This window comes from Streptomyces sp. NPDC107522, assembly GCF_055657525.1.
In genome coordinates this window covers 229,718-253,084 of the sequence record NZ_JBVKAU010000004.1, presented here as the reverse complement: position 1 = coordinate 253,084, position 23,367 = coordinate 229,718, and the positions used below count along the sequence as shown (strand labels likewise).

The 23,367-nt window shown below is 71.2% G+C and carries 24 protein-coding genes; 15 read left to right on the top strand and 9 right to left on the bottom strand.

The genetic code is table 11. The annotated features are described in order from the left end of the window. The first annotated feature begins 94 nt into the window (after window positions 1–94). From ACZ7L6_RS15015 to ACZ7L6_RS14990, 6 genes are all read left to right on the top strand, one after another. On the top strand, window positions 95–703 hold the full coding sequence (locus ACZ7L6_RS15015; protein ID WP_471923804.1) for a TetR/AcrR family transcriptional regulator: 609 nt from the start codon (window positions 95–97) through the stop codon (window positions 701–703). Window positions 704–842: 139 nt separating this feature from the next. After that, window positions 843–2,183, top strand: coding sequence for a sensor histidine kinase (locus tag ACZ7L6_RS15010; protein ID WP_471923802.1), 1,341 nt, complete (start codon window positions 843–845; stop codon window positions 2,181–2,183). Next, on the top strand, window positions 2,180–2,845 hold the full coding sequence (locus ACZ7L6_RS15005; RefSeq protein WP_398813365.1) for a response regulator: 666 nt from the start codon (window positions 2,180–2,182) through the stop codon (window positions 2,843–2,845). Before ACZ7L6_RS15010 ends, ACZ7L6_RS15005 begins: the two co-directional genes overlap by 4 nt. Window positions 2,846–2,868: 23 nt before the next feature. Further along, the gene (locus ACZ7L6_RS15000) at window positions 2,869–3,303 is read left to right on the top strand and encodes a VOC family protein (RefSeq protein ID WP_471923800.1); all 435 of its coding nucleotides are present in this window, start codon (window positions 2,869–2,871) and stop codon (window positions 3,301–3,303) included. A 41-nt stretch (window positions 3,304–3,344) separates the two neighbouring features. Continuing rightward, window positions 3,345–4,568, top strand: coding sequence for a cytochrome P450 (locus ACZ7L6_RS14995; RefSeq protein ID WP_471923798.1), 1,224 nt, complete (start codon window positions 3,345–3,347; stop codon window positions 4,566–4,568). Between the two features lie 88 nt (window positions 4,569–4,656). Beyond that, on the top strand, window positions 4,657–5,250 hold the full coding sequence (locus tag ACZ7L6_RS14990) for a Uma2 family endonuclease (RefSeq protein WP_471923796.1): 594 nt from the start codon (window positions 4,657–4,659) through the stop codon (window positions 5,248–5,250). A gap of 6 nt (window positions 5,251–5,256) precedes the next feature. Here ACZ7L6_RS14990 and ACZ7L6_RS14985 read toward each other — a convergent pair whose 3' ends face one another. Continuing rightward, window positions 5,257–6,867, bottom strand: coding sequence for an ABC transporter permease (locus ACZ7L6_RS14985; protein WP_471923794.1), 1,611 nt, complete (start codon window positions 6,865–6,867; stop codon window positions 5,257–5,259). Continuing rightward, window positions 6,864–7,772 carry an ABC transporter ATP-binding protein gene (locus ACZ7L6_RS14980; RefSeq protein ID WP_471923792.1) on the bottom strand — a complete coding sequence of 303 codons (909 nt, stop codon included), beginning with the start codon at window positions 7,770–7,772 and terminating at the stop codon, window positions 6,864–6,866. The genes ACZ7L6_RS14985 and ACZ7L6_RS14980 overlap by 4 nt, the downstream gene beginning before the upstream one ends. 73 nt (window positions 7,773–7,845) lie before the next feature. Here ACZ7L6_RS14980 and ACZ7L6_RS14975 point away from each other — a divergent pair, with 73 nt between their 5' ends. Further along, the gene (locus ACZ7L6_RS14975) at window positions 7,846–8,343 is read left to right on the top strand and encodes a GbsR/MarR family transcriptional regulator (RefSeq protein WP_471923790.1); all 498 of its coding nucleotides are present in this window, start codon (window positions 7,846–7,848) and stop codon (window positions 8,341–8,343) included. A 9-nt stretch (window positions 8,344–8,352) separates the two neighbouring features. Here ACZ7L6_RS14975 and ACZ7L6_RS14970 read toward each other — a convergent pair whose 3' ends face one another. Beyond that, on the bottom strand, window positions 8,353–8,721 hold the full coding sequence (locus ACZ7L6_RS14970; RefSeq protein ID WP_471923788.1) for a DUF6086 family protein: 369 nt from the start codon (window positions 8,719–8,721) through the stop codon (window positions 8,353–8,355). A 75-nt stretch (window positions 8,722–8,796) separates the two neighbouring features. Continuing rightward, window positions 8,797–9,654: a diacylglycerol kinase gene (locus ACZ7L6_RS14965; RefSeq protein WP_471923786.1), complete on the bottom strand. Its 858-nt coding sequence runs from the start codon at window positions 9,652–9,654 to the stop codon at window positions 8,797–8,799. A 196-nt stretch (window positions 9,655–9,850) separates the two neighbouring features. Here ACZ7L6_RS14965 and ACZ7L6_RS14960 point away from each other — a divergent pair, with 196 nt between their 5' ends. After that, window positions 9,851–11,134 (top strand): adenylosuccinate synthase, encoded by a 1,284-nt coding sequence (locus tag ACZ7L6_RS14960; RefSeq protein ID WP_471923784.1) that lies wholly within the window; start codon window positions 9,851–9,853, stop codon window positions 11,132–11,134. A gap of 143 nt (window positions 11,135–11,277) precedes the next feature. Then, window positions 11,278–11,574 (top strand): hypothetical protein, encoded by a 297-nt coding sequence (locus tag ACZ7L6_RS14955; RefSeq protein ID WP_471923782.1) that lies wholly within the window; start codon window positions 11,278–11,280, stop codon window positions 11,572–11,574. Here the strand turns inward: ACZ7L6_RS14955 and ACZ7L6_RS14950 are convergent. The 4 genes from ACZ7L6_RS14950 to ACZ7L6_RS14935 form a co-directional block, all read right to left on the bottom strand. Next, the gene (locus ACZ7L6_RS14950; protein WP_433044498.1) at window positions 11,567–12,217 is read right to left on the bottom strand and encodes a phospholipase D-like domain-containing protein; all 651 of its coding nucleotides are present in this window, start codon (window positions 12,215–12,217) and stop codon (window positions 11,567–11,569) included. The genes ACZ7L6_RS14955 and ACZ7L6_RS14950 overlap by 8 nt on opposite strands. 156 nt (window positions 12,218–12,373) lie before the next feature. Further along, entirely contained in the window at window positions 12,374–14,872 is a 2,499-nt protein-coding gene (locus ACZ7L6_RS14945) for a dolichyl-phosphate beta-glucosyltransferase (RefSeq protein ID WP_471923780.1), read from the bottom strand. After that, on the bottom strand, window positions 14,869–15,570 hold the full coding sequence (locus tag ACZ7L6_RS14940; RefSeq protein WP_471923778.1) for a GntR family transcriptional regulator: 702 nt from the start codon (window positions 15,568–15,570) through the stop codon (window positions 14,869–14,871). Before ACZ7L6_RS14940 ends, ACZ7L6_RS14945 begins: the two co-directional genes overlap by 4 nt. 274 nt (window positions 15,571–15,844) lie before the next feature. Beyond that, window positions 15,845–17,200, bottom strand: a complete 1,356-nt coding sequence (locus tag ACZ7L6_RS14935) for an aminotransferase class III-fold pyridoxal phosphate-dependent enzyme (RefSeq protein ID WP_471923776.1) — start codon at window positions 17,198–17,200, stop codon at window positions 15,845–15,847. A gap of 158 nt (window positions 17,201–17,358) precedes the next feature. Here ACZ7L6_RS14935 and ACZ7L6_RS14930 point away from each other — a divergent pair, with 158 nt between their 5' ends. The 3 genes from ACZ7L6_RS14930 to ACZ7L6_RS14920 all read left to right on the top strand — a co-directional run bounded on the left by ACZ7L6_RS14930 (window position 17,359) and on the right by ACZ7L6_RS14920 (window position 20,502). Next, window positions 17,359–17,985: a type 1 glutamine amidotransferase family protein gene (locus tag ACZ7L6_RS14930; RefSeq protein WP_471923774.1), complete on the top strand. Its 627-nt coding sequence runs from the start codon at window positions 17,359–17,361 to the stop codon at window positions 17,983–17,985. Further along, window positions 17,982–18,440 carry a MarR family winged helix-turn-helix transcriptional regulator gene (locus ACZ7L6_RS14925; RefSeq protein ID WP_471923772.1) on the top strand — a complete coding sequence of 153 codons (459 nt, stop codon included), beginning with the start codon at window positions 17,982–17,984 and terminating at the stop codon, window positions 18,438–18,440. Before ACZ7L6_RS14930 ends, ACZ7L6_RS14925 begins: the two co-directional genes overlap by 4 nt. A 79-nt stretch (window positions 18,441–18,519) precedes the next feature. Further along, window positions 18,520–20,502 (top strand): serine/threonine-protein kinase, encoded by a 1,983-nt coding sequence (locus tag ACZ7L6_RS14920; protein ID WP_471923770.1) that lies wholly within the window; start codon window positions 18,520–18,522, stop codon window positions 20,500–20,502. A 67-nt stretch (window positions 20,503–20,569) separates the two neighbouring features. On the opposite strand, the gene ACZ7L6_RS14915 is transcribed toward ACZ7L6_RS14920, so the two are convergent. Beyond that, window positions 20,570–21,322, bottom strand: coding sequence for an SLATT domain-containing protein (locus ACZ7L6_RS14915; RefSeq protein WP_471923768.1), 753 nt, complete (start codon window positions 21,320–21,322; stop codon window positions 20,570–20,572). Window positions 21,323–21,609: 287 nt separating this feature from the next. Here ACZ7L6_RS14915 and ACZ7L6_RS14910 point away from each other — a divergent pair, with 287 nt between their 5' ends. The 3 genes from ACZ7L6_RS14910 to ACZ7L6_RS14900 all read left to right on the top strand — a co-directional run bounded on the left by ACZ7L6_RS14910 (window position 21,610) and on the right by ACZ7L6_RS14900 (window position 23,310). Further along, window positions 21,610–21,954, top strand: a complete 345-nt coding sequence (locus tag ACZ7L6_RS14910) for a YbaB/EbfC family nucleoid-associated protein (RefSeq protein ID WP_433044522.1) — start codon at window positions 21,610–21,612, stop codon at window positions 21,952–21,954. 98 nt (window positions 21,955–22,052) lie between these two features. Beyond that, window positions 22,053–22,652, top strand: coding sequence for a recombination mediator RecR (gene recR / locus ACZ7L6_RS14905; protein WP_132856910.1), 600 nt, complete (start codon window positions 22,053–22,055; stop codon window positions 22,650–22,652). After that, on the top strand, window positions 22,645–23,310 hold the full coding sequence (locus ACZ7L6_RS14900) for a DUF5063 domain-containing protein (protein WP_471923765.1): 666 nt from the start codon (window positions 22,645–22,647) through the stop codon (window positions 23,308–23,310). The genes recR and ACZ7L6_RS14900 overlap by 8 nt, the downstream gene beginning before the upstream one ends. Window positions 23,311–23,367: the final 57 nt, after the last annotated feature.

The window sequence follows — 23,367 nt, the reverse complement described above, 5'->3', positions numbered from 1 at the left end:
TGTCACGCTGGGTGAGGGGATAAACGGTTCTGCTGTCTCGTTACGCTGGCTTTGCCGCGCGTATGCGCACCGTCCGTGCACCATGGAGGCCGATATGTCCGCCGAACCCGGCACCGTACGTCCTGGAGGGCGTACCGCGCGTGTCCGCGCGGCCGTGCTGCGGGCGGCCGGGGACGTGCTGGCGGAGCAGGGTTTCGACGGCCTCGACCTCGCGGACGTCGCCCGGCGCGCGGAGGTCGGCAAGACGACCGTGTACCGCAGGTGGGGGTCGGTGGCGGGGCTGGTGGCCGACCTGCTCGGCGACATGGCCGAGCAGTCGCTGCCGCGTGAGGAGACCGGGTCCGTGCTGGGGGACCTGCGGGCCAACGCGGCGCTCGTCCAGCGGACGTTGGCGGATCCCCGGCAGGGCGCGCTGTTCCGCGCCGTCATCGCCGCGGCCACCTGCGACGAACGGACGGCGCAGGCGCTCCGCCGGTTCTACGAGGCGCGGGTGGCGGAGTGGGTGCCGTGCGTGGAACAGGGTGTCGCAAGAGGGGAGTTGCCGGTCGGGACGGACGCGGAGGCGGTCGTACGGGCGGTGTCGGCTCCCCTTTACTACCAGTTGCTCACTACCGGGGTGATTCCCGACGCCGCCGCCGCGGAGCGGGCCGCGCGGGCTGCGCATGCGGCTGCTGTTGCGGGGGCGTACGTCGTCGGCGAGTGAGCGGTCACTGCGGGAGCCGGTCCGAGCCCTGGCGGACCGGCCGGGCCGTGGTTTTGGACCGTAGTACTTGAGAGGGACCCGCAAGGACCCCTCTCCTTGGTGACGACCGCGACCCGGCCCTCCCCCTACCGTTCTGTACGTGACCGAGACGACCCACATGCAGACACCGCCACCGGGGGACGGGGCCAAGCCGCGCAGCCCGGAGATCCGGCTGGCCGCGGACGCCCTGCGCGGGCTGCGGCAGGACCTGTTCCGCGATGCCTTCGCCTACCGTCCGCTGGCGCGGATGAGTGTCGGCGGCCCGCTGACCCGGCGGCTGCCGGGCCGCCTGCGGGACTACGCGGCCTGGACCCCGCACGCCATGATCACCGCGGCCGCCCTGTTCACGCTGCTCCTGGCCACCGTCGACAACGAACGCGAGGCCGTGCTGCTCGGCCCGCTCGTCGTGATACCGATCCTGCTGACCATGATGCGGCCGGTCGGAGCGTTCTGGCTGTCCATGGCGGCCGCCCCGGTCAGCCAGGTCTTCGGCAGTTCCCTGGACGGCTATCCCTGGCAACCCGCGAGCTTCGCCTGCCATCTGACCGTGCTGACGGTCGTGGCCATACGCACCAGGCCGCGCACGGCCGCGTACATGTGGGCCGTCACCGCTGCGTACGGCTTCGTGGCGGACGTGATCTTCGGCCCCAGCTACTACTACGGCGACGACACCGCCCCCATGCTGGTCTTCTCTGCCCTCATCCTGCTCGTCGTCGCCGTCTGGCACACCCGCAGGGAGGCCCGGCAGGAGGTCACCGCCCAGCAGACCGTGACCTTGCAGGAGCGCTCCCGGCGCACCCTGCTGGAGGAGCGCACGACGATCGCCCGCGAGCTGCACGACGTGGTCGCCCACCACATGTCCGTGGTCGCCATCCAGGCGGAGGCCGCCCCCTACCGGGTGGAGAACCCGCCGCCGGAGCTGGAGAAGGCCTTCGCCACCATCCGGGAGAACGCGGTGGCGGCCCTCACCGAACTGCGCCGCGTCCTGGGCGTGGTCCGCGCCGAGGACTACGAGGCCCCGGACGCCCCGCAGCCCACCCTCGCCGACCTGGACGCGCTGCTGGCGAACGTGCGGGACGCGGGACTGAGCGTCGACAAGGCGGTGACCGGTGCGGTGCGCGAGCTGCCGCCCGGGGTGGAGCTGTCGGCGTACCGGATCGTGCAGGAGGCGCTGAGCAACAGCCTGCGGCACGCGCCGGGCGCGAGTGCCCGCGTCGAGATCGGGTACGTCCTCGGCGGCCTGGGGCTGCGCATAGTCAACGGCCCGCCGCCCGCGCCGGCCCTGGTGAAGCCCTCACCGGGCGCCGGGCACGGCATCACCGGCATGCGGGAGCGTGTCTCCATGCTGAACGGTGAGATGACGGCGGGCCGCACGGAGGACGGCGGCTATGAGGTGGCGGTGTTCCTGCCGGTCACCACGACGACAGAGGACGGCTCATGACCATCCGCGTGCTGATCGCGGACGACCAGATGATGGTGCGCGAGGGCTTCTCGGTCCTGCTGAACGCGATGCCGGACATCGAGGTCGTCGGCGAGGCCGTGAACGGCCGCGAGGCGGTGGAGCGGGTGCGGGAACTCTCCCCGGACGTCGTGCTGATGGACATCCGCATGCCGGAGCTGAACGGCATCGAGGCGACCCGGGAGATCGTCGCGGCCGACGGCTCGGCGAAGGTGCTGGTGCTCACCACCTTCGACCTCGACGAGTACGTGTACCAGGCGCTGCGCGCCGGAGCGTCGGGCTTCCTGCTGAAGGACGCCTCCGCGCGCCAGCTCGCCGACGGCGTACGGGTGGTGGCGTCCGGCGAGGCGCTGCTCGCCCCCTCGGTCACCAAGCGGCTGATCACGGAGTTCTCGAAGCTGTCCGACGCCCCGCGCATGATGTCCTCCGCGCACGCGGCGTACGGGGAACTGACCGAGCGGGAGACGGAGGTGCTGGTGCTGATCGCGCAGGGCCTGTCCAACTCGGAGATCGCCGAGCGGCTGGTGGTGGCCGAGTCGACGATCAAGACGCACGTCAGCCGGATCCTGGTGAAGCTGGGACTGCGGGACCGGACTCAGGCGGCGGTGTTCGCTTACGAGGCGCGGCTGGTCACGCCGGGCTGACGCGCCGCGGCTACCGTGAGGGCATGGAACAGCGCATCACTCTGATCACGCTGGGAGTCTCCGATCTCGCCCGGTCCAAGGCCTTCTACGAGGCCCTCGGCTGGCGGGGGCAGGAGGTCGAGGAGACCGTCTTCTTCCAGGCGGGCGGCCTGGGGCTGGTGCTGTGGGGCCGGGACAAGCTGGCGCGGGACTGCGGCCTGGAACCCGGGCGGGCGGACGGCTTCGGCGGGATCGTCCTCGCGCACAACGTCCGGTCCGAGGCGGAGGTGGACGCGCTTCTCGCGGCCGTGGAGCGGGCCGGTGGGACGGTCACCAAGCCCGCGGCGGTCAACGCGATCGGGTTCTACTCCAGCGCCTTCGTCGATCCCGACGGGCACGCCTGGGAGGTCGCGCACAACCCCGGCTTCCCGCTCGCCGAGGACGGCACGGTCACGCTTCCCGACTTCGGCGCGGCCTAGCCCCCTGGTCAGACACGGGGAGCGCGGTCTAACGTCCGTGCATGGCAGCTCCTTCCGACCTCGCTTTCGACCCCTGGGACCGGGCGTTCCTGGCCGACCCGTACCCCGCCTACGCCGATCTGCGGGCCCGGGGCCGGGTGCACTGGTTCGAGCCGACGAACCAGTGGCTGGTGCCGCACCACGCGGACGTCTCGGCGCTGCTGCGCGACCGCAGGCTCGGCCGGACCTACCAGCACCGGTTCACCCACGAGGAGTTCGGGCGGACGGCGCCGCCGCCGGAGCACGAGCCGTTCCACGTCCTCAACGACCACGGAATGCTCGACCTGGAGCCGCCGGACCACACCAGGATCAGGCGGCTGGTGTCGAAGGCGTTCACGCCGCGCACGGTGGAGCAGCTGAAGCCGTATGTGCGGGAGCTGGCGGGCGAGCTGGTCTCCGGCCTGGTGGCGGAGGGCGGCGGCGACCTGCTGACAGATGTGGCGGAGCCGCTGCCGGTCGCGGTGATCGCCGAGATGCTGGGGATTCCGGAGGGGGACGACCGGGCGCAGCTGCGTCCTTGGTCGGCGGACATCTGCGGGATGTACGAGCTGAACCCGGCCGAGGAGACGGCGGCGAAGGCGGTGCGGGCGTCGGTGGAGTTCACCGAGTACCTGCGGGAGCTGATCGCCGTGCGCCGCAAGGAGCCGGGCGAGGACCTGATCTCGGGGCTGATCGCGGCGTACGACGAGGGTGACCGGCTGACCGAGCAGGAGATGATCTCGACGTGCGTCCTCCTCCTCAACGCCGGCCACGAGGCCACGGTGAACGCCACGGTCAACGGCTGGTGGGCGCTGTTCCGCAACCCCGACCAGCTGGCGGCCCTGCGCGCGGACCACTCCCTGGTCCCGTCGGCGATCGAGGAGCTGATGCGCTACGACACGCCGCTGCAGCTCTTCGAGCGCTGGGTGCTGGACGAGATCGAGATCGACGGAACGGTGATCCCGAGGGGCGCGGAGATCGCCATGCTGTTCGGTTCCGCCAACCACGACCCCGAGGTCTTCGCGGACCCCGACCGCCTGGACCTCACCCGCAAGGAGAATCCGCACATCTCCTTCAGCGCCGGCATCCACTACTGCATCGGGGCTCCGCTGGCCCGGATCGAGCTGGCGGCGTCGATGACGGCGCTGCTGGAGAAGGCACCGACGCTGAGTCTGGCGACGGAGCCCGAGCGCAAGCCGAACTTTGTGATCCGGGGGTTGGAGGGGCTGAACGTCGAGGTGGGGTGATCACTCGTTCGGATGATCGCCAAGCGAATCCCGGTCGATGGTCGTGGGCTGCTCGTCAAGCTGGTGCCTGCCTGCGAAGGGAGGCACCATGACGGTTATGGCAGAGCGCACGTCGTCTCAGTTGTCGGTGGACATGTTCGAGCGGATCGCTGAGTTCGCCGAGCGGGAGGACGAGACCGTCAGGTTCGAGTTCATCGACGGACGGATCGGACTCAAGAAGGTGACGAACGGCAACCACGGCGCGATCACTATGTGGCTCATCCGTCAATGCATGCGTGCTCGGCCCGAGCTCGACCTCAATCCATTGCAGGGTCTCAAGGTCGAGGCATACCGCAAAGGCCGGGCCCGGCCTGACGGGGTGCTCGCTCCTGTCGATCACTTCGTGGGTCAGGGGGACTGGGCCGATCCCCGCGGCGTGCTGATGGCGGTTGAAATCACGTCGTACGACTCGGACACCCATAACCGCGACCGGATCGAGAAACCCCGGGCGTACGCCGAGGCGGCCATCCCGGTCTATCTGCTGATCGACCGGGACAACCTGTCCATCCTCGTGCACAGCGATCCGGACCTGGAGGACGGTTACCGCGACATCCATGTGGTCAGGCTCGGCGGCAAGGTCACCCTCCCCGATCCCGTCGGCATCGAACTTGACACCGAGGAACTCAAGCAGTACGTCGACTAGACCCAGTCACGTGGTCATGTCCCGCCGCCGCAACCCCGCCAGCCCTCCGGCGATCAGCACCACCGCCAGCCCCAGCAGCATCAGCACCGGCCCCCACTCCATCCCCCCGCCCGGCAGCTTCGGCAGATGTCCGAACGGCGACAGATCCAGCACCGCCTGCGGAACATCGAGGGCGGGCCCCACCCACCCGATCAGCAGCACCGCCCCGGCCACACCCCACGCCGCCATCGCCGCCCGCGGCAGCACCCCGTACAGCAGGACCGCCAGCCCGCCGACGACCCACACCGCCGGAAGCTGCACCAGGCAGGCGCCCAGGATCGGGCCCACCTGCTTGCCGTAACCGGCCGCGAAACCCAGCCCCGCGAGCAGCATGATCAGGGCGGATCCGGCGAAGGCGATCACCAGGTGGCCCGCGGCCCAGCGCAGTCGGCCGACCGCGTTGGCCAGGACCGGTTCGGCCCGCATCGAGGTCTCCTCGCCGTGCAGCCGCAGCACCGACGCCACGACGTACAGCGCGGCGATCAGGCCCAGCATCCCGACCATCGAGGCGAGGAACGCGTCCGTGATGCCGGACTGCCCACCCATCCGCCGGAAGATCTCGCGGGCGTTCTCGTTGTCGCCGACCAGGTCGGCCACCCCGTCGGTCAGCCCGCCGTAGACGACCCCGGCGAGGAAGAAGCCGATGCTCCAGCCGAGCACGCTGCCGCGCTGCAGCCGCCAGGCCAGCGCGCCCGCCGTGCCGAGGCGGCCGTCGGCGGGACCGGGCCGGGCGGGCAGGAAGCTCATGCCGACATCCCGGCGCCCGGCGAGCTCGTACGCCACCACGCCCTGCACCACGGCCGCCGCCGCGAACAGCAGCAGCACCCACCACCGCTCCCGCGCGAAGGGCCGCAGGTTCTCCAGCCAGCCCAGCGGCGACACCCACGTCAGCACCGACGAACCGTCGTCCGACGCCGAGTCGCCCGCCGCACGCAGCACGAACGCGGCCCCCAGCAGCCCCGCCGTCAGCCCCCGCGCCGGCCGGGCGCTCTCCGTGAACTGGGCGACGATCGCCGCCAGCGTGGCGAACACCATGCCGACCCCGGCGAGACCGAGCCCGAGGGCCAGCGCCCCGGCGGCGCCCCGGCCCGCGAGTCCGGCGGCCACCAGCACGGCCAGTACGGCGTTCGCGACGGCCGCCGTCAGCAGGGCGGCCGTCAGGGAGGCCCTGCGCCCCACCATCCCGGACGCCACCAGCTCCTGGCGGCCGCTCTCCTCCTCGTCCCGGGTGTGCCGTACGACGAGGAGCAGGCTCACCACGGCCGCGAGCGCGCCCGCGTACACGCCGACCCGCCAGGCCGTCAGGGCGCCGATCGAGTCGTCGAAGAGCGGGCCGATCAGCGCGCGGAAGGATGCGTTGGTGGCCGTGTTCCGCACCAGGTCGGCTCGCTCGGCCGGGGTGGCGTACAGGTTCTCCAGCGTGTTCGGCATGGAGAGGATCATCAGTGCGTTCACGCCCACCCAGACCGGGATCATCAGCCGGTCGCGGCGCAGCGCGAAGCGCAACAGGGTTGCCGTACCGGCCAGTTGGCGGGTGCCTGCGGACCGTACGGCGAAGTCGGTGGTCGTGGTCGTCATCGTGCGGCCACCCCTTCGCGCACGTCGTCCTGGTAGTGCCGCAGGAACAGCTCCTCCAGCGTCGGCGGCGTCGACGTCAGTGACCGTACGCCGGAGTCGGTCAACGACCGCAGCACGGCGTCGAGTTTGTCCGTGTCGACCTGGAGGCGGACGCGGCGGCCCTGTACGTCGAGATCGTGGACGCCGGGCAGATGGGACAGCCCGTTGGGCGGACCGGCCAGTTCGGCCGTGACGCTGGTCCGCGTCAGATGGCGCAGGTCGGCGAGCGAACCGGTCTCGACCGTACGGCCCTTGCGGATGATGCTGACCCGGTCGCAGAGCTCCTCGACCTCGCTGAGGATGTGCGAGGACAGCAGCACCGTACGGCCGCGCTCGCGCTCCTCCGCCACACAGCGCTGGAAGACCTCCTCCATCAGCGGGTCGAGGCCCGAGGTCGGCTCGTCCAGGATCAGCAGGTCGACGTCCGAGGCGAAGGCGGCGACCAGGGCGACCTTCTGCCGGTTGCCCTTGGAGTACGTGCGGCCCTTCTTCGTCGGGTCCAGCTCGAAGCGTTCGACCAGCTGGGCGCGACGGGCCGGGTCCAGGCCTCCGCGCAGCCGGCCGTACAGGTCGATGACCTCGCCGCCGGAGAGGTTGCGCCACAGGGTCACGTCGCCGGGGACGTAGGCGATGCGGCGGTGCACCTCGACCGCGTCCGTCCACGGGTCGCGGCCGAGTACCTGCGCGGCGCCCGAGTCGGCGCGCAGCAGGCCGAGCAGGACGCGGATGGTGGTGGACTTGCCGGCGCCGTTGGGGCCGAGGAAGCCGTGGACCTCGCCGGTCTCGACGTCCAGGTCGAGGCCGTCGAGCGCGTGGGTCCTGCCGAACGACTTGTGGAGCCCGGAGACCGTGATTGCCTTCGTCATGTTTCAGAACGTACGCTTCTTTCAGAAATTTGTGAAGTTAAGGAAGCGTATGAAGCACGGATAGGATGAGCCCATGACGGAAGCAGCTGGTGGTGGGCGGGACGCCGAGGCCGTGTCGAAGTTCGTCGAGTCCTTCGCGGCGCAGCTCGTCGAGGCCGGGATGCAGCGCATGGCCGCCCGGGTCTTCGCCGCGCTGCTCTCCTCCGACAAGGGCGTGCTGACCTCCGCCGAGCTGAGCGAACAGCTGCAGATCAGCCCCGCGGCGGTGTCCGGGGCGGTGCGCTACCTGGCCCAGACGCACATGGTGTCGCGCGAGCGGGAGCCCGGCTCACGCCGGGAGCGCTACCGGGTGCACGGTGACCAGTGGTACGAGGCCCTGACCAACCGCGAAGCCGTCATCAAGCGGTGGGAGGGCGCGCTGCGCGAGGGCGTCACCAGCCTCGGCCCCGACACCCCGGCGGGGCGCCGCATGGCCGAGACGCTGGCCTTCTTCGAGTTCGTCGAGGGGGAGGTCGCGGCGATGATGGAGCGGTGGCGGGAGCACCGGGAGAAGACGTTCGGGCAGGGCTGACGCTCGGCCTCAAGGGGTCACGGAACCCAGCAGATCTGCGGCTGTGCTGCGCACCCTGGTTGCCCACCAGTCGCTGCCCGCGGGCCACCGCACCTCGACGCCCACCCGTTCCGCGAGGGCCAGCAGCGGGGCGAGGAAGCCCTCGGTGAGGGAGCCGAGAACGCGGCTCCCCGTGCGGTCGTACCAGGTGAGCAGGGCCGTCACGAACTCTTCGAACGCCGCCGGATCGATCTGGCACTCGTCGTCTTCCATCGGCCCGAACCCCGACGGAACGGTCAGATGCTGCTCATAGACCCGTACGTACGCCAGGAACAGCTTGGACGTCTGGTGCCCCGGGTTCCACACCGGCTCCCCGGCCACCTCGTAGTACTGGCTCACCGCCGCCTCCCCACCTGATCGACGGCCGGTCAGCGTAACCGGGGCCGGCCCCGGTGGCCCGGGATTTCTCCGCACTCAGTGTCCCGGCAGCACCAGCCGGAGCCCCCCTTGCCCCACGGTCCAGGTCCGCCTGCGCAGCGGCCCCGACACCGCCGTGTCCGCCGCGTAGCGGAAATGCGCCCCCGACACGGTCACCGCCCGCCCCTCGGCCCGCAGCGGTGACGCCTCCGCGCCCACCGAAGCCCGCCGCACCTCCACCGCGGCCACCCCGGCGGCCCCCGGCGTCACCGACACCGCCTCCACCGGCTGGTCGAGGTCCACCAGCGTCGCCCCGTCGACCTCGACCCGCAGCCGCGCCGGCCCGGACCCGGCGGCGGAGGGGGCCCGCGCCGGCACCAGGGTGCGTACGAGGGACTGACACGTCCGCAGCCACGGCCGCCCGGCGCCCGGCCCGACCGCGGTGGCCCCGTTCGGCGCGCCAGGCTCCCGTACCGGCGGGATCCGCAGCTCGCCCAGCACGACCCCGTCACTGTCGTCCACGAGGAGATCCAGCCGTCGCTCCACGCCCTCCAGAACGGCCCGGGCCGCCGCCACCGCCCCCGTGGGCACCCCGAGGGATCCGGCCAGCGACAGCGCGCCCCCGACCGGCACCACCGACAGCACACATTCGGCCAGCTCCCGCTGCCGGTGCAAAAGGGACACCGCCCGCATCAGCGCCCGGTCGTCGCCGACGACCACCGGCCGCCGCGACCCGCGCCGGGCCAGCGCCCGGGCGAACTCGTCCGGCCCGTCCGGGAGGCACACTTTCGTCGCCGCACCCGCGCTGAGCACGTCTTTCGCGATGCGTACGGACTCCCCGTCCGTCCTGCGAGCGACCGGATCGATCACCACCAGCAGCTGATCGGACATCGCGAAAGTCGCCACCTCGGCCATGCCTCGCTTCCTCGGGTAGCATCTTTGTGCAAGAGCCCCTTGCGCTATTGCGCCAGGGGCTTCGTCTATTCCGGGGCCATCCGGTCCGACGGTTCGCGGCCAATGTCGATCGCGGCCGGTCGTGGTGCACGCGGCGGAAACCCTACGCGTGCTCCCCTGACCTTGGACATGCCCCGCCCGGAAGGGGTGTACGCGCGTGCCCGCACTTGTGCTGCTCGGTGCTCAGTGGGGTGACGAAGGCAAGGGAAAGGCGACGGACCTGCTAGGCGGATCCGTCGACTACGTGGTGCGTTACCAGGGCGGCAACAACGCCGGCCACACGGTAGTCGTGGGTGATCAGAAGTACGCCCTCCACCTTCTCCCTTCCGGAATCCTGTCCCCGGGGTGCACCCCGGTCATCGGCAACGGTGTCGTCGTCGACCCGTCGGTCCTGCTCTCCGAGCTGAGCGGGCTGAACGAGCGAGGCGTCGACACGTCCAAGCTCCTCATCAGCGGAAACGCGCACATCATCACGCCGTACAACGTGACGGTCGACAAGGTGACCGAGCGTTTCCTCGGGAAGAGGAAGATCGGGACGACCGGCCGCGGCATCGGTCCGACCTACGCCGACAAGATCAACCGCGTCGGCATCCGCGTCCAGGACCTCTACGACGAGTCGATCCTTCAGCAGAAGGTCGAAGCCGCCCTGGACGTCAAGAACCAGATCCTCACCAAGCTCTACAACCGCCGCGCGATCGCCGTCGGCCAGGTCGTCGAGGAACTGCTGGACTACGCCGAGAAGATCGAGCCGTACGTCGCCGACACCGTCCTGATCCTCAACCAGGCGCTGGAGGACGACAAGGTGGTCCTCTTCGAGGGCGGCCAGGGCACCCTCCTCGACATCGACCACGGGACCTATCCCTTCGTCACGTCCTCCAACCCGACCGCGGGCGGTGCGTGCACCGGCGCGGGTGTCGGCCCGACGAAGATCAGCCGCGTGATCGGCATCCTCAAGGCGTACACGACCCGCGTGGGCGCCGGCCCGTTCCCGACCGAGCTCTTCGACGAGGACGGCGAGGCGCTGCGCCGCATCGGCGGCGAGCGGGGCGTGACGACCGGCCGTGACCGCCGCTGCGGCTGGTTCGACGCGGTGATCGCCCGCTACGCGACCCGCGTGAACGGCCTGACCGACTTCTTCCTCACCAAGCTGGACGTCCTGACCGGCTGGGAGCAGATCCCGGTCTGCGTGGCGTACGAGATCGACGGCAAGCGCGTCGAGGAACTCCCGTACTCCCAGACCGACTTCCACCACGCGAAGCCGGTCTACGAGATGCTGCCGGGCTGGAGCGAGGACATCAGCAAGGCCAAGTCGTTCTCCGACCTGCCGAAGAACGCCCAGAACTACGTCAAGGCGCTGGAGGAGATGTCCGGCGCCCCGATCTCCGCGATCGGCGTGGGACCGGGCCGGGACGAGACGATCGAGGTCAACTCGTTCCTGTGAGCTGAGGCTCCGGTGAGCTGAAAGGGGCGCCCCGCCGGGGCGCCCCTTTTCTGATGCCTTCTTCTGATGGAGCAGTGAGCGAGCGAAGTGCGCATACGGCTCATAGCGTGAGGCCAGGAATGACCAGAAGAAAGGTGAGTGCCATGCGCATGCTGCTCAAGGCCAACATCGACACCGAGAAGTCCAACGACCTCATCCGCAGTGGCAAGATGCCCCAGGTGGTCCAGGGGATCCTGGAAAACGTCAAGCCGGAGGCCTCCTACTTCACCGTCGATCAAGGGCAGCGCACCATGCTCCTGTTCTTCGACATGCAGGAAAGCTCCCAGATGCCCTTGATCGCGGAGCGCCTCTTCCTGGAACTCGACGCCAGGGTGGACTACACGCCGGTCATGAACCCCGACGACCTGCAGAAGGGGCTGTCCCAGCTGCGCCTCAGCTGAACACGATCATCGACCCCTGCGCCAGGCTCCGCGTCGCCGCCGCGTGCAGTCCCAGCCACACGTGCCGTTCGCGGGCGAAGGGGCTCGGGTCGTAGGGGGCGGGGACGGCCGGTTCCTCTAGGGCCGTGGGTGCGAGCGGGGGCTGGGGGGCCGCCGGAGGGTTGGCCGGGTCGATGCCGATCACCGGGGCCACGAACTCCAGCTCGCGCAACAGGGCCTGGGAGGAGCCCAGCGGGCCGCCGCCCGCCAGGAGCTCGTCGTTGGAGAGCGGGTTCGGGAAGTCGACGGGGACGTAGGCGCCCGCGTGGTCGTAGTGCCAGACCAGGTGCGACTGCTGGGCCGTCGTCTCGAACATCTCCAGGAGCTGCTCGTAGTCGCCGCCCAGTTCGTCGACCGGGGTGACCGGCAGCCCGCAGACCTGGAGCAGGTAGGCGCGGCGCAGGAAATGCAGCGCGTCGTAGTCGAAACCGGCGACCGGGGCGACGTCACCGGACAGGCCCGGCATGTACTGGTACACCGGCACCGGCGGCAGCCCGGCCTCGGCGAGCACCTTGTTGTATTGCGCGAGTTCCTCGGCGAAGGGGTTGTCGGGGGTGTGGCACAACACGTCGACAAGCGGTACCAGCCACAGGTCACAGGCCAAAAGAGGGCTCCTCACACAGCGATCGCACGGCGTGGCAAAGGCGTAGCACAGTGGTCAGGGAAGGGTAATCGGTGCGGCCCGGGGGCGGACCCGTCGTGCAGCTCCCTATGCGGCTCCCGACGCAGGTCGCTGCCGCGGGATCCGCATCCGGGCCCCTCATGCGAGTCCCCGCTCGTGCAGGTCCCATACCCACACGCCGTCCACCCACCTACCGGGACCGCCCACCAGCTTCTCCACGGTCTCACGCAGCGCACCGTCGTTCGGCTGCGGAGCCAGCACCAGGACACCCGCCCGCCAGTACGCCAGATCCACCCGGGCCTGCTCCCGCCAGGAGTCGTTGACCGGCGGGACCTGGCCCGAATTGCGTACATCGCGCAGCAGGTTGGAGGTGAAGCGGGGCTCGGCGCCGTAGATGCCGACGCGTTCGTCGCCGTAGGGGCCGTTGAAGTAGCCGCCCGCCAGCCTGAAGCCGAGACCGGCCTCGGTCTGCCAGTGCAGCGCCTCCGCGTCACCGGGGTCGGGCAGCGGCACCGGCACGAGGGACTCGCCCTCGCGGACGTACGACGTCCAGGTCCCGTCCGCGATGAAGGCGGGCACGTCGATGCGGTCGACGGCCTTGAGGGGGGCCGGGACGAGGGGGAGCAGCGCGAGACCGACGCCCAGCAGACCGACGTACCGCGTGCTCAGGGGGCGGGCTGACAGGAGCCGGTCGACGGCGATCGCGAGCAGCATGCCCAGCGCGGGGGCGCAGATCATCGCGACCCGGCTCTCGATGACCGCCTCGAACAGCGGCCGGTCGGCGAGGAGTTGCCACGGGCCGGGGAGCGTGGTGTCCGTCAGCGGAATGCGGAACTCCCGCCCGAGGGACAGGAACGCGGCGGTCACCGCGGTGAACGCCAGCGCCCTGACCAGGGCCCGCTCCCACAGCCGTACGAGAATCGCGAAGGCGAGCAGGACCAGCGGCCAGCCGTAGAAGGCGTTCTGCTCGGTGGTGTTGAAGGCCAGGGCGTTCGCCGTCTCGGCGTCGCGCGCGAGCCAGGACCGCTCGGCGAAGGAGAGCAGGGCGAGGGGGCTGTTGAACGAGCGGGTGTTGTGCTCGATGCCGGTGTAGCTCTGCGGGCCGGCGAACTGCCAGACGAGGGGATACACGACCAGCGGGAGGCAGACGGAGGCGCCGATGAGGAGGCCTTTGAGCAGCGGCCGCCAGGAGGCGCGTGCGGTGTCGCGGCGTACGGCGGCGTAGGCGGCGGCGAAGAGGAGCATCCCCAATGCCGCCAGCAGCAACGGCTCCTCACCGAGGAAGACCTGGTACGCCGCCATCAGGCCCAGGACCACCCCGTCCCGTACGACCCGGGTGCCCGTGCACAGGCGCAGGGCGCGGTCGATGATCAGCGGGATCATGAACAGGACGACGAAGTTCGGGTGCGCGTGGGCGTGGCTGACCATGGGCGGGGCGAAGGCGGCCAGCGAGGCGCCGAGGAACGCCGCGATCCGTCCGCGGACGACGCGTTTGACGATCAGCCGGTACCAGGCGGCCGCGGTCGCGGCGAGGCCCAGCGTCATGACCAGGCTGAGGGTGACCGCGGGGCCCGCGAGGAGCGTGAGCGGCGTCAGGGGGACGGAGAGGCCCAGCATGACCGTGTTGGCCATGAGGTTGACGCCGTCGGGGAAGCCCTGGAGGTCGGTGAAGAGGGGGTTGCGCAGGTGGGCGACGTTGTCGGCCGTGACCGCGAAGAACCACTCCCACTGGTTCTGGTCGCGCAGGGAGTCGGGGAGGTAGCGGTGGGCCGGGTCGAAGAAGCGGCCGGAGTAGAGGGCCACCGACATGAGGAGGAAGAGGAAGGCCGAAAAGACGTCGGCGGGGCGGACCTCGCGCATGGAACGGAGGGCGATGCGGGTGGTCTCCGTGAGGGCGCGGGCGTAGTCGAGGGGGCCGACCTTCGAACCGGGCTGGTGGGACCAGCGGACGGGGACCTCGGTGACGGGGAGGCCCGCGCGGTGGAAGTGGCGTAACACCTCGACGTCGATGGCCCAGCCGCTGACGCGGGAGGCGGCGTAGGCCTCGCGGGCGCGGTCGCCGTCGTAGAGCTTGAAACCGCACTGGGTGTCGCGGATGCCGGGGACGGCCGTACGGCGTATCAGGAAGTTCCCCGCGCGGCCCAGGAGTTCGCGCAGCCGGTGCTGGCGGTCGCCGATCGTGGCGCCGGGGACCGAACGGGAGCCGATCGCCGCGCAGTTGCCCTCGCCGAGCGCCTTGTCCAGCTGCTCCAGCTCCTCGATCGGCGTCGCGAGGTCGGCGTCCGTGACCAGCACGCGACGGCCCCGGGAGGCGGCCACGCCGAGGCGGAGGGCGTGGCCCTTGCCGCGGTTGCGCGGGGCGGTGACGAGCCGGATGCGGGGGTCCTGGCGTTCGGTGACCAGATCGCCGGTGCCGTCGGTGGAACCGTCGTCGGCGACGATGACCTCCCACTCGCCCCAGCGGCCGTCACCGGCACCGAGGTAGTCGGTGAGGGCGTCCAGGGTGCGGCCGAGGCGGTGCTCCTCATTGTAGGCGGGGACGACGACGGAGAGATCGGGATCGGTCAGGTTCGCAACAGTGCGGGCACTCGGGTCCGGGGCATGGTCGACCTCGAGCGGTTCCCGCTCGCGGGTCATCCCGCCGCCAGCCGCTCGATCAGGGCGAGGGAGTCCGCGTCGTGAGCAGCGATGATCGAGCGGGCCGCGGGCAGGTCGCGGCGGGTCAGGGCGTCGACCAGGTCGGTGTGCCGGGACCACAGGTGGCCGCGCAGATCGTCGAGGCGGCGCAGGTGCTGTACCGCGCAGACCCAGGACTGCACGCGCAGCCGGTGCAGGAAGTCGGCGAGGTAGGGGTTGCCGAAGAGGGCGCCGAGTTCGCGCCAGAAGCGCAGGTCGTAGCCGATCAGCACGGTGAGGTCGCCGGCGGTGGCGGCGCGCTGTGCCTCCTCGGCGCGGCGGCGTACCCCGACGACGGCGGCGTGGACGCGGGGGTCGGCGGGGTTCCGGTGGCTCGAGCGGTCGGTGGCCAGGACCTGGAACATGCCGTCGATCACCAGGGCGCGGGCCTCGACGATGCCGCGGTAGTCGGCGACCGAGTACTCGTGGACCCGGAAGCCGCGGTGCTGGTCGGCCTCCAGGAGGCCCTGGGCGGAGAGGTCGACGAGGGCCTCACGTACGGGGGTCGCGGAGACGCCGTACTGCTCGGCGATCTCCTTGACGGTGAACTCCCGCCCTGCCTGCAGGCGGCCGGCCAGCACCTCGTCCCGCAGGGCGTCCGCGAGCTGCTGCCGCAGGGTGCTCCGGGTCACGGAGCCGTTGCCGCCGGTGCCGGGCATGGTCAGGGCGTCTCCCGTCGTCGCGATGAGGTGGCGTGCGCGTATATGTCTACGAGCACGCCACCTTACGCGTTCGGGATCCGCGGGACGTTTCTGCGGCGAACGGGGGTTTTCCTCGCCCCCGCCGCCCCTACCCGTCCCATCCTTGAAGGAGCTCCGCCCGAAAGGTGCGGACCGGCATCGCCCCAAGGGGCGCGGGGAACTGCGCGACCAGCCCCCGACAGCCGTCGGTCGCACAACCCGCACCAGCCACTACGGCGCGAGCGAAGACGTCCTACTCCGTGAACTCGTCCGCTACGGACAGCGCAGCGTCCAGCGCCGCCAGGCCCTCCTTCAGTTCGGCCTCGGTCACGTTGCACGGCGGCACGACATGGGTGCGGTTCATGTTCACGAACGGCCAGATGCCGCCCGCCTTGGCGGCGGAGCCGAACGCCGCCATCGGGGCGTTCGCCTCGCCGGCTGCGTTGTAGGGCACGAGCGGCTCCCGGGTCTCCCGGTTCCTGACCAGCTCGACCGCCCAGAACATGCCCACACCCCGCACGTCACCCACGCTCGGGTGCCGCTCGGCCAGCTCGCGCAACGCCGGCCCGACCACCTCGGCGCCCAGCCGGGCGGCGTTCTCGACGACGCCCTCCTCGGCCATGACGTTGATCGTCGCGACGGCGGCCGCACAGGCCAGCGGGTGCCCCGAGTACGTCAGACCGCCGGGGTACGGCCGCTTCGCGAACGTCTCCGCGATCGCCCCGGAGATGGCGACTCCGCCCAGCGGCACGTATCCGCTGTTCACGCCCTTGGCGAAGGTCATCAGGTCCGGCGTGACGTCGAACAGGTCCGCCGCGAACCACTCACCGGTCCGCCCGAACCCCGCCATGACCTCGTCGAGGACGAAGACGATCCCGTACCTGTCGCAGATCTCGCGCACGCCGGCCAGGTATCCGGGCGGCGGCACCATGATCCCCGCCGTCCCCGGAATCGTCTCCAGGACGATCGCGGCGACGGTCGACGGCCCCTCGAAGGCGATCGTCGTCTCCAGGTGCTCCAGCGCCCGCGCGCACTCCTGCTCCTCGGTCTCCGCGTAGAACCGGGACCGGTAGAGGAAGGGCGCCCAGAAGTGCACGACACCGGCCGTGGCGCTGTCGGAGGCCCAGCGGCGCGGGTCGCCCGTGAGGTTCACGGCCTGCTGCGTACCGCCGTGGTACGACCGGTACGCCGACAGCACCTTCGGCCGCCCGGTGTGCAGCCGCGCCATCCGTACGGCATGCTCCACGGCGTCCGCGCCACCGTTGGTGAAGAAGATCTTGTCCAGGTCGCCCGGCGTCCGCTCGGCGATCAGCCGCGCCGCCTCGGACCGGGCCTCGACGGCGAAGGCGGGCGCGAAGGTGGTCAGGTGTGCGGCCTGCTCCTGTATCGCGGCGACGACCTTCGGGTGCTGGTAGCCGACGTTCGTGTAGACGAGCCCGCTGGTGAAGTCGAGGTAGCGCCTGCCGTCGTAGTCCCAGAAGTACGACCCCTCCGCGCCGGCGACGGCGAGCGGGTCGATGAGCTCCTGTGCGGACCAGGAGTGGAAGACATGCGCACGGTCCGCGGCCTTCACGGCGGCGCCGGCCTCGGGGTTGGGAGGAGGGGTCATGCGGCGAGCGTAGGTATCCGGGAGAGGGGTGCGATATCGGCGTCCTGTCTGCGGTCGGCCGGTTTCCGCGACAGGTTGTCGACGCGGCGCACGACAGAAGGCGATTGACAGCAAACTGTCGAAGTGACAGCATATTGTCATCTTCGACAGGAGGAGCCATGAACAGCACCGGCACTGGCACCACCCGCAAGCCCGTGTACCTCGCCGTCTACGACACCCTGGCCGACTGGGAGCCGGGCCACGCCACCGCGCAGCTCGCTCGCGCCGGATACGAGATCCGCACCGTCGGCCCCACCCGCGAGCCGGTCACCACCGTCGGCGGCCTCCGCATCCAGCCCGACCTGGCCCTGGACGACGTACGCCCGTCCGACGCGTCCCTGCTGATCCTGACGGGCGCCGACCTCTGGGACACAGGCGACGAGCTCGCCCCCTTCGCCCGCACGGCCCGCGCCTTCCTGGACGCCGGGGTGCCGGTGGCCGCGATCTGCGGGGCGACGGCCGGGCTGGCGCGCGAAGGCCTGCTCGACGACCGGGACCACACCAGCGCGGTCTCCTTCTACCTGGCCGCGACCGGGTACGGCGGCGGCGAGCGCTACGTCGAGGCCGACGCCGTCACCGACAGGGGGCTCGTCACCGCCGGCCCCACCGAACCCGTCGCCTTCGCCCGGGAGATCCTGCGGCTGCTGAAGGTGTACGACGACGAGGCCGTCGACGCCTGGTACCGCCTGTTCCACGACTCCGACCCGACGGCGTACGCCGTACTCGAGAAGGCCGGCGTCCTGTGAGCCGGGAACGCCAGGACCTGCTCAGCCGCAGCGCGCTCGGGGTCTTCCGGCTCAACGGCCAGTTCCTCGCGGTCGCCGAGGAACTGGCCCGGCCGGCGGGGCTGACGGCGGCCTGGTGGCAGGTGCTCGGTGCCGTGCTCGGCGAACCCCTCCCCGTCTCCGGGATCGCCCGCGCGATGGGCATCACCCGGCAGAGCGTGCAGCGCATCGCCGACCTGCTGGTGGAGAAGGGGCTGGCCGAGTACCGGCCCAACCCGGCCCACCGCCGCGCGAAGCTCCTGGCCCCGACCGAGGAGGGGCGGGCGGCGGTCTCCCGGATCAACCCCGGCCACGCGGCCTTCGCCGACCGGCTGGCGGAGGCCTTCGGGGACGCCGAACTGGCCGAGGCCGTACGGGTTCTGGAACGGTTGTCGAAGGTGCTCGACGACCTCGCCGTTCCTGTTACGGAACCGTAGACGCCGACCCGCTCACCTCCCCGTTCGCCGCACTATCGTGGGGCCGAGGCTCGGGCGGGGGTTGGTTGGGGGGCGTGCGATGGAGCAGCTGGGGGCGGGAGATCCACTGGGGGTCCCCCCAGGCGTTCAGCACTGGGGGAGGATCGGGGTGTACCGGCTGCTGGCGCGGCTGGGGGCCGGCGGTATGGGGGACGTCTATCTCGCGCGCTCGGACCGTGGCCGTACCGTCGCCGTCAAACTCGTCCGGCGGGAGCTGGCCGCGCAGGAGGAGTTCCGCGCCCGCTTCCGGCAGGAAGTGCAGGCCGCACGGCAGGTCGGCGGGTTCTGGACCGCGCCGGTGCTGGACGCCGACACCGAGGCCGAGGTGCCCTGGGTGGCCACCGGGTATGTGGCCGGGCCCAGCCTCCAGCAGGTCGTCGGGCACGACCACGGGGCGCTGCCCGAGCGTTCGGTACGGATCCTGGCGGCGGGGCTGGCCCATGCGCTCAAGGACATCCATGCCGCGGGCATCGTGCACCGGGATCTGAAGCCCTCCAACGTGCTGGTCACCATCGACGGGCCCCGCGTCATCGACTTCGGGATCGCCCGGGCGCTGGAGACGGTCGGCGAGAGCGGGCTCACGCGCACCGGCGCGCTCGTCGGATCGCCGGGGTTCATGGCGCCCGAGCAGGTGCGCGGCGACCGGATCACGCCCGCGTGCGACGTGTTCTGCCTGGGCTCGGTGCTCGCCTACGCCGCGACCGGCAGGCTGCCCTTCGGGTCCGTCGACAGCGGCGCGCACGCCGTGATGTTCCGGATCGCCCAGGAGGAACCCGATCTGGAGGGGGTGCCGGAGGGGATCGCCGACCTGGTGCGGGACTGCCTGCGCAAGGACCCGGGGGCCCGGCCGACGCTGGACCGGATCCTGGAGCGTACGGGGGCCGAGGACACCGTCTCCGGCGGACGGTCCCGGGATCCGTGGCTGCCGAGTGCGCTGGTGGCGCAGTTGGGACGGCATGCGGTGCGGTTGCTGGACGCAGAGGATCCGGTGGGGGCGGGGGAGGGCGGTTCGGGCTCGGGTTCGGGCGCCGGTGCGGGTTGGGGTGCGGGTGCGGGTGCGGGTGCGGGTGCCGGCGCGGGGCCGGGTTCGGGCTCCGGTTCGGCAGAAGGGGGCCACGGCGAGCCGACTCCCGCGGCCTCCCCGGAGCACGCTCCGGCCGCCGGTGCGACACCGCCGGACCACCTCCCCACCGTGACCGCCCCCCGGCACGGCCAGACCTCCCCACAGCAGCACCCGCAGCAGCCGGCCTACGGCTACCCGCCGGCCGGCCCGACCCCACCGGCCGACGCGCCCTCGCCGTACGGGGGCCCGGGGCCGTCGTACGGCCCGAACTCGCCGTACGGTTCGACCCCGTCGTACGGCCCGAGCCCGTCGTACGGCGCCACCCCGCCCTACGACCCACCCCTGCCGTATCTCCCCACCACGCCCCCCGAAGGCCCCCGTCGCAGCGGCCGTTCCACGGCGGCGCTCGTCCTCGTCGCGCTGGTCGTCGCGCTCGGGGCCGGTGGTTCGGTCTACGCCCTCATGAGCGGCGACGGTGACAACGGGGCCGGCGGCGACCCGACCGCCACCCCGACGGTCTCGGCGACCGCCACGGCCGGTCCCTCGGCCTCCGGCACGACCGCCTCCACCCCAGCTCCGGACCCCACGACCTCGGCCCCCGCCGACGGCGTCATCCCCACGGAGTACCTCGGCACCTGGACGGCCTCGATCGACAACGGCACCGGCGAGAACACCCGCCGGCTGACCATCCGGCAGGGCGACGTGGGCGACACGGTCCTCTCCCTCGTCGCCGACGGCCCTTCCGGCGTCGGCACCTACCACTGCGAGTTCGTGGCGGAACTGACCGAAGCGCCCGGTACGGACGGCCCGTTGGCGCTCGGCCCCTCCGCGGTGACGGCCGGTGAGCCCGCGACCGCCTGCTCCCCGGGCGCCGCCACCGAGGTCACGCTGCTGCCGGACGGCAGGCTGGAGCGCGTGAACACGGACAGCGGGGAGAAGCTGACGTACACCAGGCAGTAGATCCAAGTGCCTTCACACGCAAGGCTGTTGAGTTCCTACGGGCCTACGGTGACCTTGGAACATCACGTCACCGTGGCTCCGGCGGCCGCTGTCGAGGCATGTTCGGTCGTGCACCGTTCGTCGGTGGTACCGGGAACCGGCCCGTCCCCACCCCCGCGTCCTGCCGGGCCCCGCCGGTCACCGCCGACTGGATTCCCAGGGGCGCCGAGCCGGTGCGGAACTCCACCATCCAGTCCGCCGTCTCCGCCCGTACCAGCTCCGTCACGTCCTCCGAGAACCGCCGCAGGACTCCTAGACAGCGCTCCGCCGCCTCGCCGGCCGTCCCCTCGGCCGGCCCGAGGATCTCCCGTACGCACTCCGTCGCCCAGTCGAACTGCAGCGCCTGCAGCCGCCGCTGCACCGCCTGAGCCGTGGCGACGTCCCTTATCCACCCGGACGTCACCCCGAAGAACCGGTCGATCGCCACGCAGGCCACGGCCAGGAGCAGCGACAGATACCCCCAGGGCGCCACCCCGCTCGCGACCCCCGTCAGATCGAGGAGAGGCAGCGCCGCCCCGACGACCGCCCCCGCCGCCGCCCCGCCGCGCAACGCCCGGGCCCCCCGCCGCTTCCACACCCGGTCCGCGAGATACCACGCGGCCGTGTTCAGGGCCCCCCGCTCCACCCACCGGTACAGCTCGTCCAGCCGCACCGCCGGCTCTCCCCAGTCGCCGAGCGGAAACGTCCGCCCCGTCAGATCGCCCGGCCGCAGTCCGGCCGCCCCTTCGCCGCCGCGCCCGTCCTGAGGCGACCTCTCGGGCTGCTTCTCCGGCTGACCCACCCGGCACTCCCTACTGTCACGGTGCGTGACACAACGTGCGGCCTGCGTCCCGGGTACGACCCCCCGCAGTGCACGGAACGTCACGCAACACCTGAGGCTGACGCGCCGGACCCTTCCTACCGCCCAATGGGTGGCGAAGAGATGCCTTTCGCCTCTTTTCCGCCCGGAAGTGGGCCTTGATCAGGTATCGGACTCCAGTTCCTCTCACTCGAAAGAGTGCTGGAGCGACGGCTGCGCCGACCACGTAGGCTCGTGCTGAACGGGAAAGCCGACGCAAGGAGCTGATCGTGATCCCCGGTGGTGGCCAGCCCAACATGCAGCAGCTGCTCCAGCAGGCCCAGAAGATGCAGCAGGATCTGCAGCGGGCGCAGGAGGAACTGGCGCGGACCGAGGTCGACGGGCAGGCCGGCGGCGGCCTGGTGAAGGCCACGGTGACGGGCGCCGGCGAGCTCCGGGCGCTGAAGATCGACCCGAAGGCGGTGGACCCGGAGGACACCGAGACCCTCGCCGACCTGATCATCGCGGCCGTACAGGCGGCCAACGAGAACGCGCAGACGCTCCAGCAGCAGAAGCTCGGCCCGCTGGCCCAGGGTCTGGGCGGCGGCAGCGGCATCCCGGGCCTGCCGTTCTGACGTCCAGGAGTTCTCCGGTCTTCGGTCTGCCTTTCTAAGACGGGCCGTGGGCAACTACCGTACGTACCGTAAGGAACCCCAGGAAGGACGGCAGTCCGTTGTACGAAGGCGTGGTCCAGGACCTCATCGACGAACTGGGGCGGCTGCCCGGCGTCGGTCCCAAGAGCGCGCAGCGGATCGCCTTCCACATCCTGCAGGCGGAACCGACGGACGTACGGCGCCTCGCCCAGGCCCTCCTCGAGGTCAAGGCGAAGGTCCGCTTCTGCGCCACGTGCGGAAACGTGGCGCAGGAAGAGCTGTGCGGCATCTGCCGGGACGCGCGCCGCGACCCGGCGGTCATCTGCGTGGTCGAGGAACCGAAGGACGTCGTGGCGATCGAGCGGACCCGCGAGTTCCGCGGCCGCTACCACGTCCTCGGCGGCGCGATCAGCCCGATCGAGGGTGTCGGGCCGGACGACCTGCGTATACGAGAACTTCTCGCGAGGTTGGCCGACGGGACGGTCACGGAGCTGATCCTGGCCACGGACCCGAATCTCGAGGGCGAGGCCACGGCCACGTACCTCGCGCGCATGATCAAGCCCATGGGCCTGAAGGTCACCCGCCTGGCCAGCGGCCTCCCGGTGGGTGGCGACCTGGAATACGCGGACGAGGTCACCCTCGGCCGCGCCTTCGAGGGGAGACGACTCCTAGATGTCTGACGCCACGCTGCACGCGACCGAGCAGAACCCGGACGACTTCGCGGTCCAGATCGCGGACCAGATCGAGAGCTTCCTGGTCGCGGTCACCGAGGTCGCGAAGGGCGACGAGCCGGGCTCGACCGTGCCCTTCCTCCTGCTGGAGGTCTCGCAACTCCTCCTGGCCGGCGGCCGCCTCGGCGCGCACGAGGACATCGTCCCCGAGGAGCGCTACGAGCCCGACCTGGGCCCGGAGCCGGACGTCGACGAACTCCGCGAGAACCTCGCCCGTCTCCTCGACCCGGTCGACGTCTACTCCGAGGTCTTCGACCCCTACGAGCCCCGCAAGGCCCCGGTCCCGGCCCGTATCTCCGACGACCTGACCGACGTCATCACCGACCTCCGCCACGGCATGGCCCACTACCGCGCCGGCCGCACCACGGAGGCCCTGTGGTGGTGGCAGTTCTCGTACTTCTCCAACTGGGGCTCAACTGCCTCCGCGACCCTGCGCGCACTCCACTCCGTCCTCGCCCACGTCCGCCTGGACCAGCCCCTGGAGGAACTGGACGGCCTGGACACGGACCAGGGCGTGATGGGCGACGAGACCCTGGAGTTCGAGGCCGGAAGGGTCATGGAGCAGGAGATCGGGGAGCAGTTGGGGCTGCGGCCGGCACAACCGTAGTGACGGCCGTCACGCTATCGATCAGGCGGCGCCGTTACACGCTGACGACTTGTCGGG

Coding starts and splice junctions, on each gene's coding strand:
- ACZ7L6_RS15015 (WP_471923804.1), top strand. CDS start 95: ATGTCCGCCGAACCCGGCACCGTACGTCCTGGAGGGCGTACCGCGCGT.
- ACZ7L6_RS15005 (WP_398813365.1), top strand. CDS start 2,180: ATGACCATCCGCGTGCTGATCGCGGACGACCAGATGATGGTGCGCGAG.
- ACZ7L6_RS15000 (WP_471923800.1), top strand. CDS start 2,869: ATGGAACAGCGCATCACTCTGATCACGCTGGGAGTCTCCGATCTCGCC.
- ACZ7L6_RS14995 (WP_471923798.1), top strand. CDS start 3,345: ATGGCAGCTCCTTCCGACCTCGCTTTCGACCCCTGGGACCGGGCGTTC.
- ACZ7L6_RS14990 (WP_471923796.1), top strand. CDS start 4,657: ATGACGGTTATGGCAGAGCGCACGTCGTCTCAGTTGTCGGTGGACATG.
- ACZ7L6_RS14985 (WP_471923794.1), bottom strand. CDS start 6,867: ATGACGACCACGACCACCGACTTCGCCGTACGGTCCGCAGGCACCCGC.
- ACZ7L6_RS14980 (WP_471923792.1), bottom strand. CDS start 7,772: ATGACGAAGGCAATCACGGTCTCCGGGCTCCACAAGTCGTTCGGCAGG.
- ACZ7L6_RS14975 (WP_471923790.1), top strand. CDS start 7,846: ATGACGGAAGCAGCTGGTGGTGGGCGGGACGCCGAGGCCGTGTCGAAG.
- ACZ7L6_RS14965 (WP_471923786.1), bottom strand. CDS start 9,654: ATGGCCGAGGTGGCGACTTTCGCGATGTCCGATCAGCTGCTGGTGGTG.
- ACZ7L6_RS14955 (WP_471923782.1), top strand. CDS start 11,278: ATGCGCATGCTGCTCAAGGCCAACATCGACACCGAGAAGTCCAACGAC.
- ACZ7L6_RS14945 (WP_471923780.1), bottom strand. CDS start 14,872: ATGACCCGCGAGCGGGAACCGCTCGAGGTCGACCATGCCCCGGACCCG.
- ACZ7L6_RS14940 (WP_471923778.1), bottom strand. CDS start 15,570: ATGCCCGGCACCGGCGGCAACGGCTCCGTGACCCGGAGCACCCTGCGG.
- ACZ7L6_RS14935 (WP_471923776.1), bottom strand. CDS start 17,200: ATGACCCCTCCTCCCAACCCCGAGGCCGGCGCCGCCGTGAAGGCCGCG.
- ACZ7L6_RS14930 (WP_471923774.1), top strand. CDS start 17,359: ATGAACAGCACCGGCACTGGCACCACCCGCAAGCCCGTGTACCTCGCC.
- ACZ7L6_RS14920 (WP_471923770.1), top strand. CDS start 18,520: ATGGAGCAGCTGGGGGCGGGAGATCCACTGGGGGTCCCCCCAGGCGTT.
- ACZ7L6_RS14900 (WP_471923765.1), top strand. CDS start 22,645: ATGTCTGACGCCACGCTGCACGCGACCGAGCAGAACCCGGACGACTTC.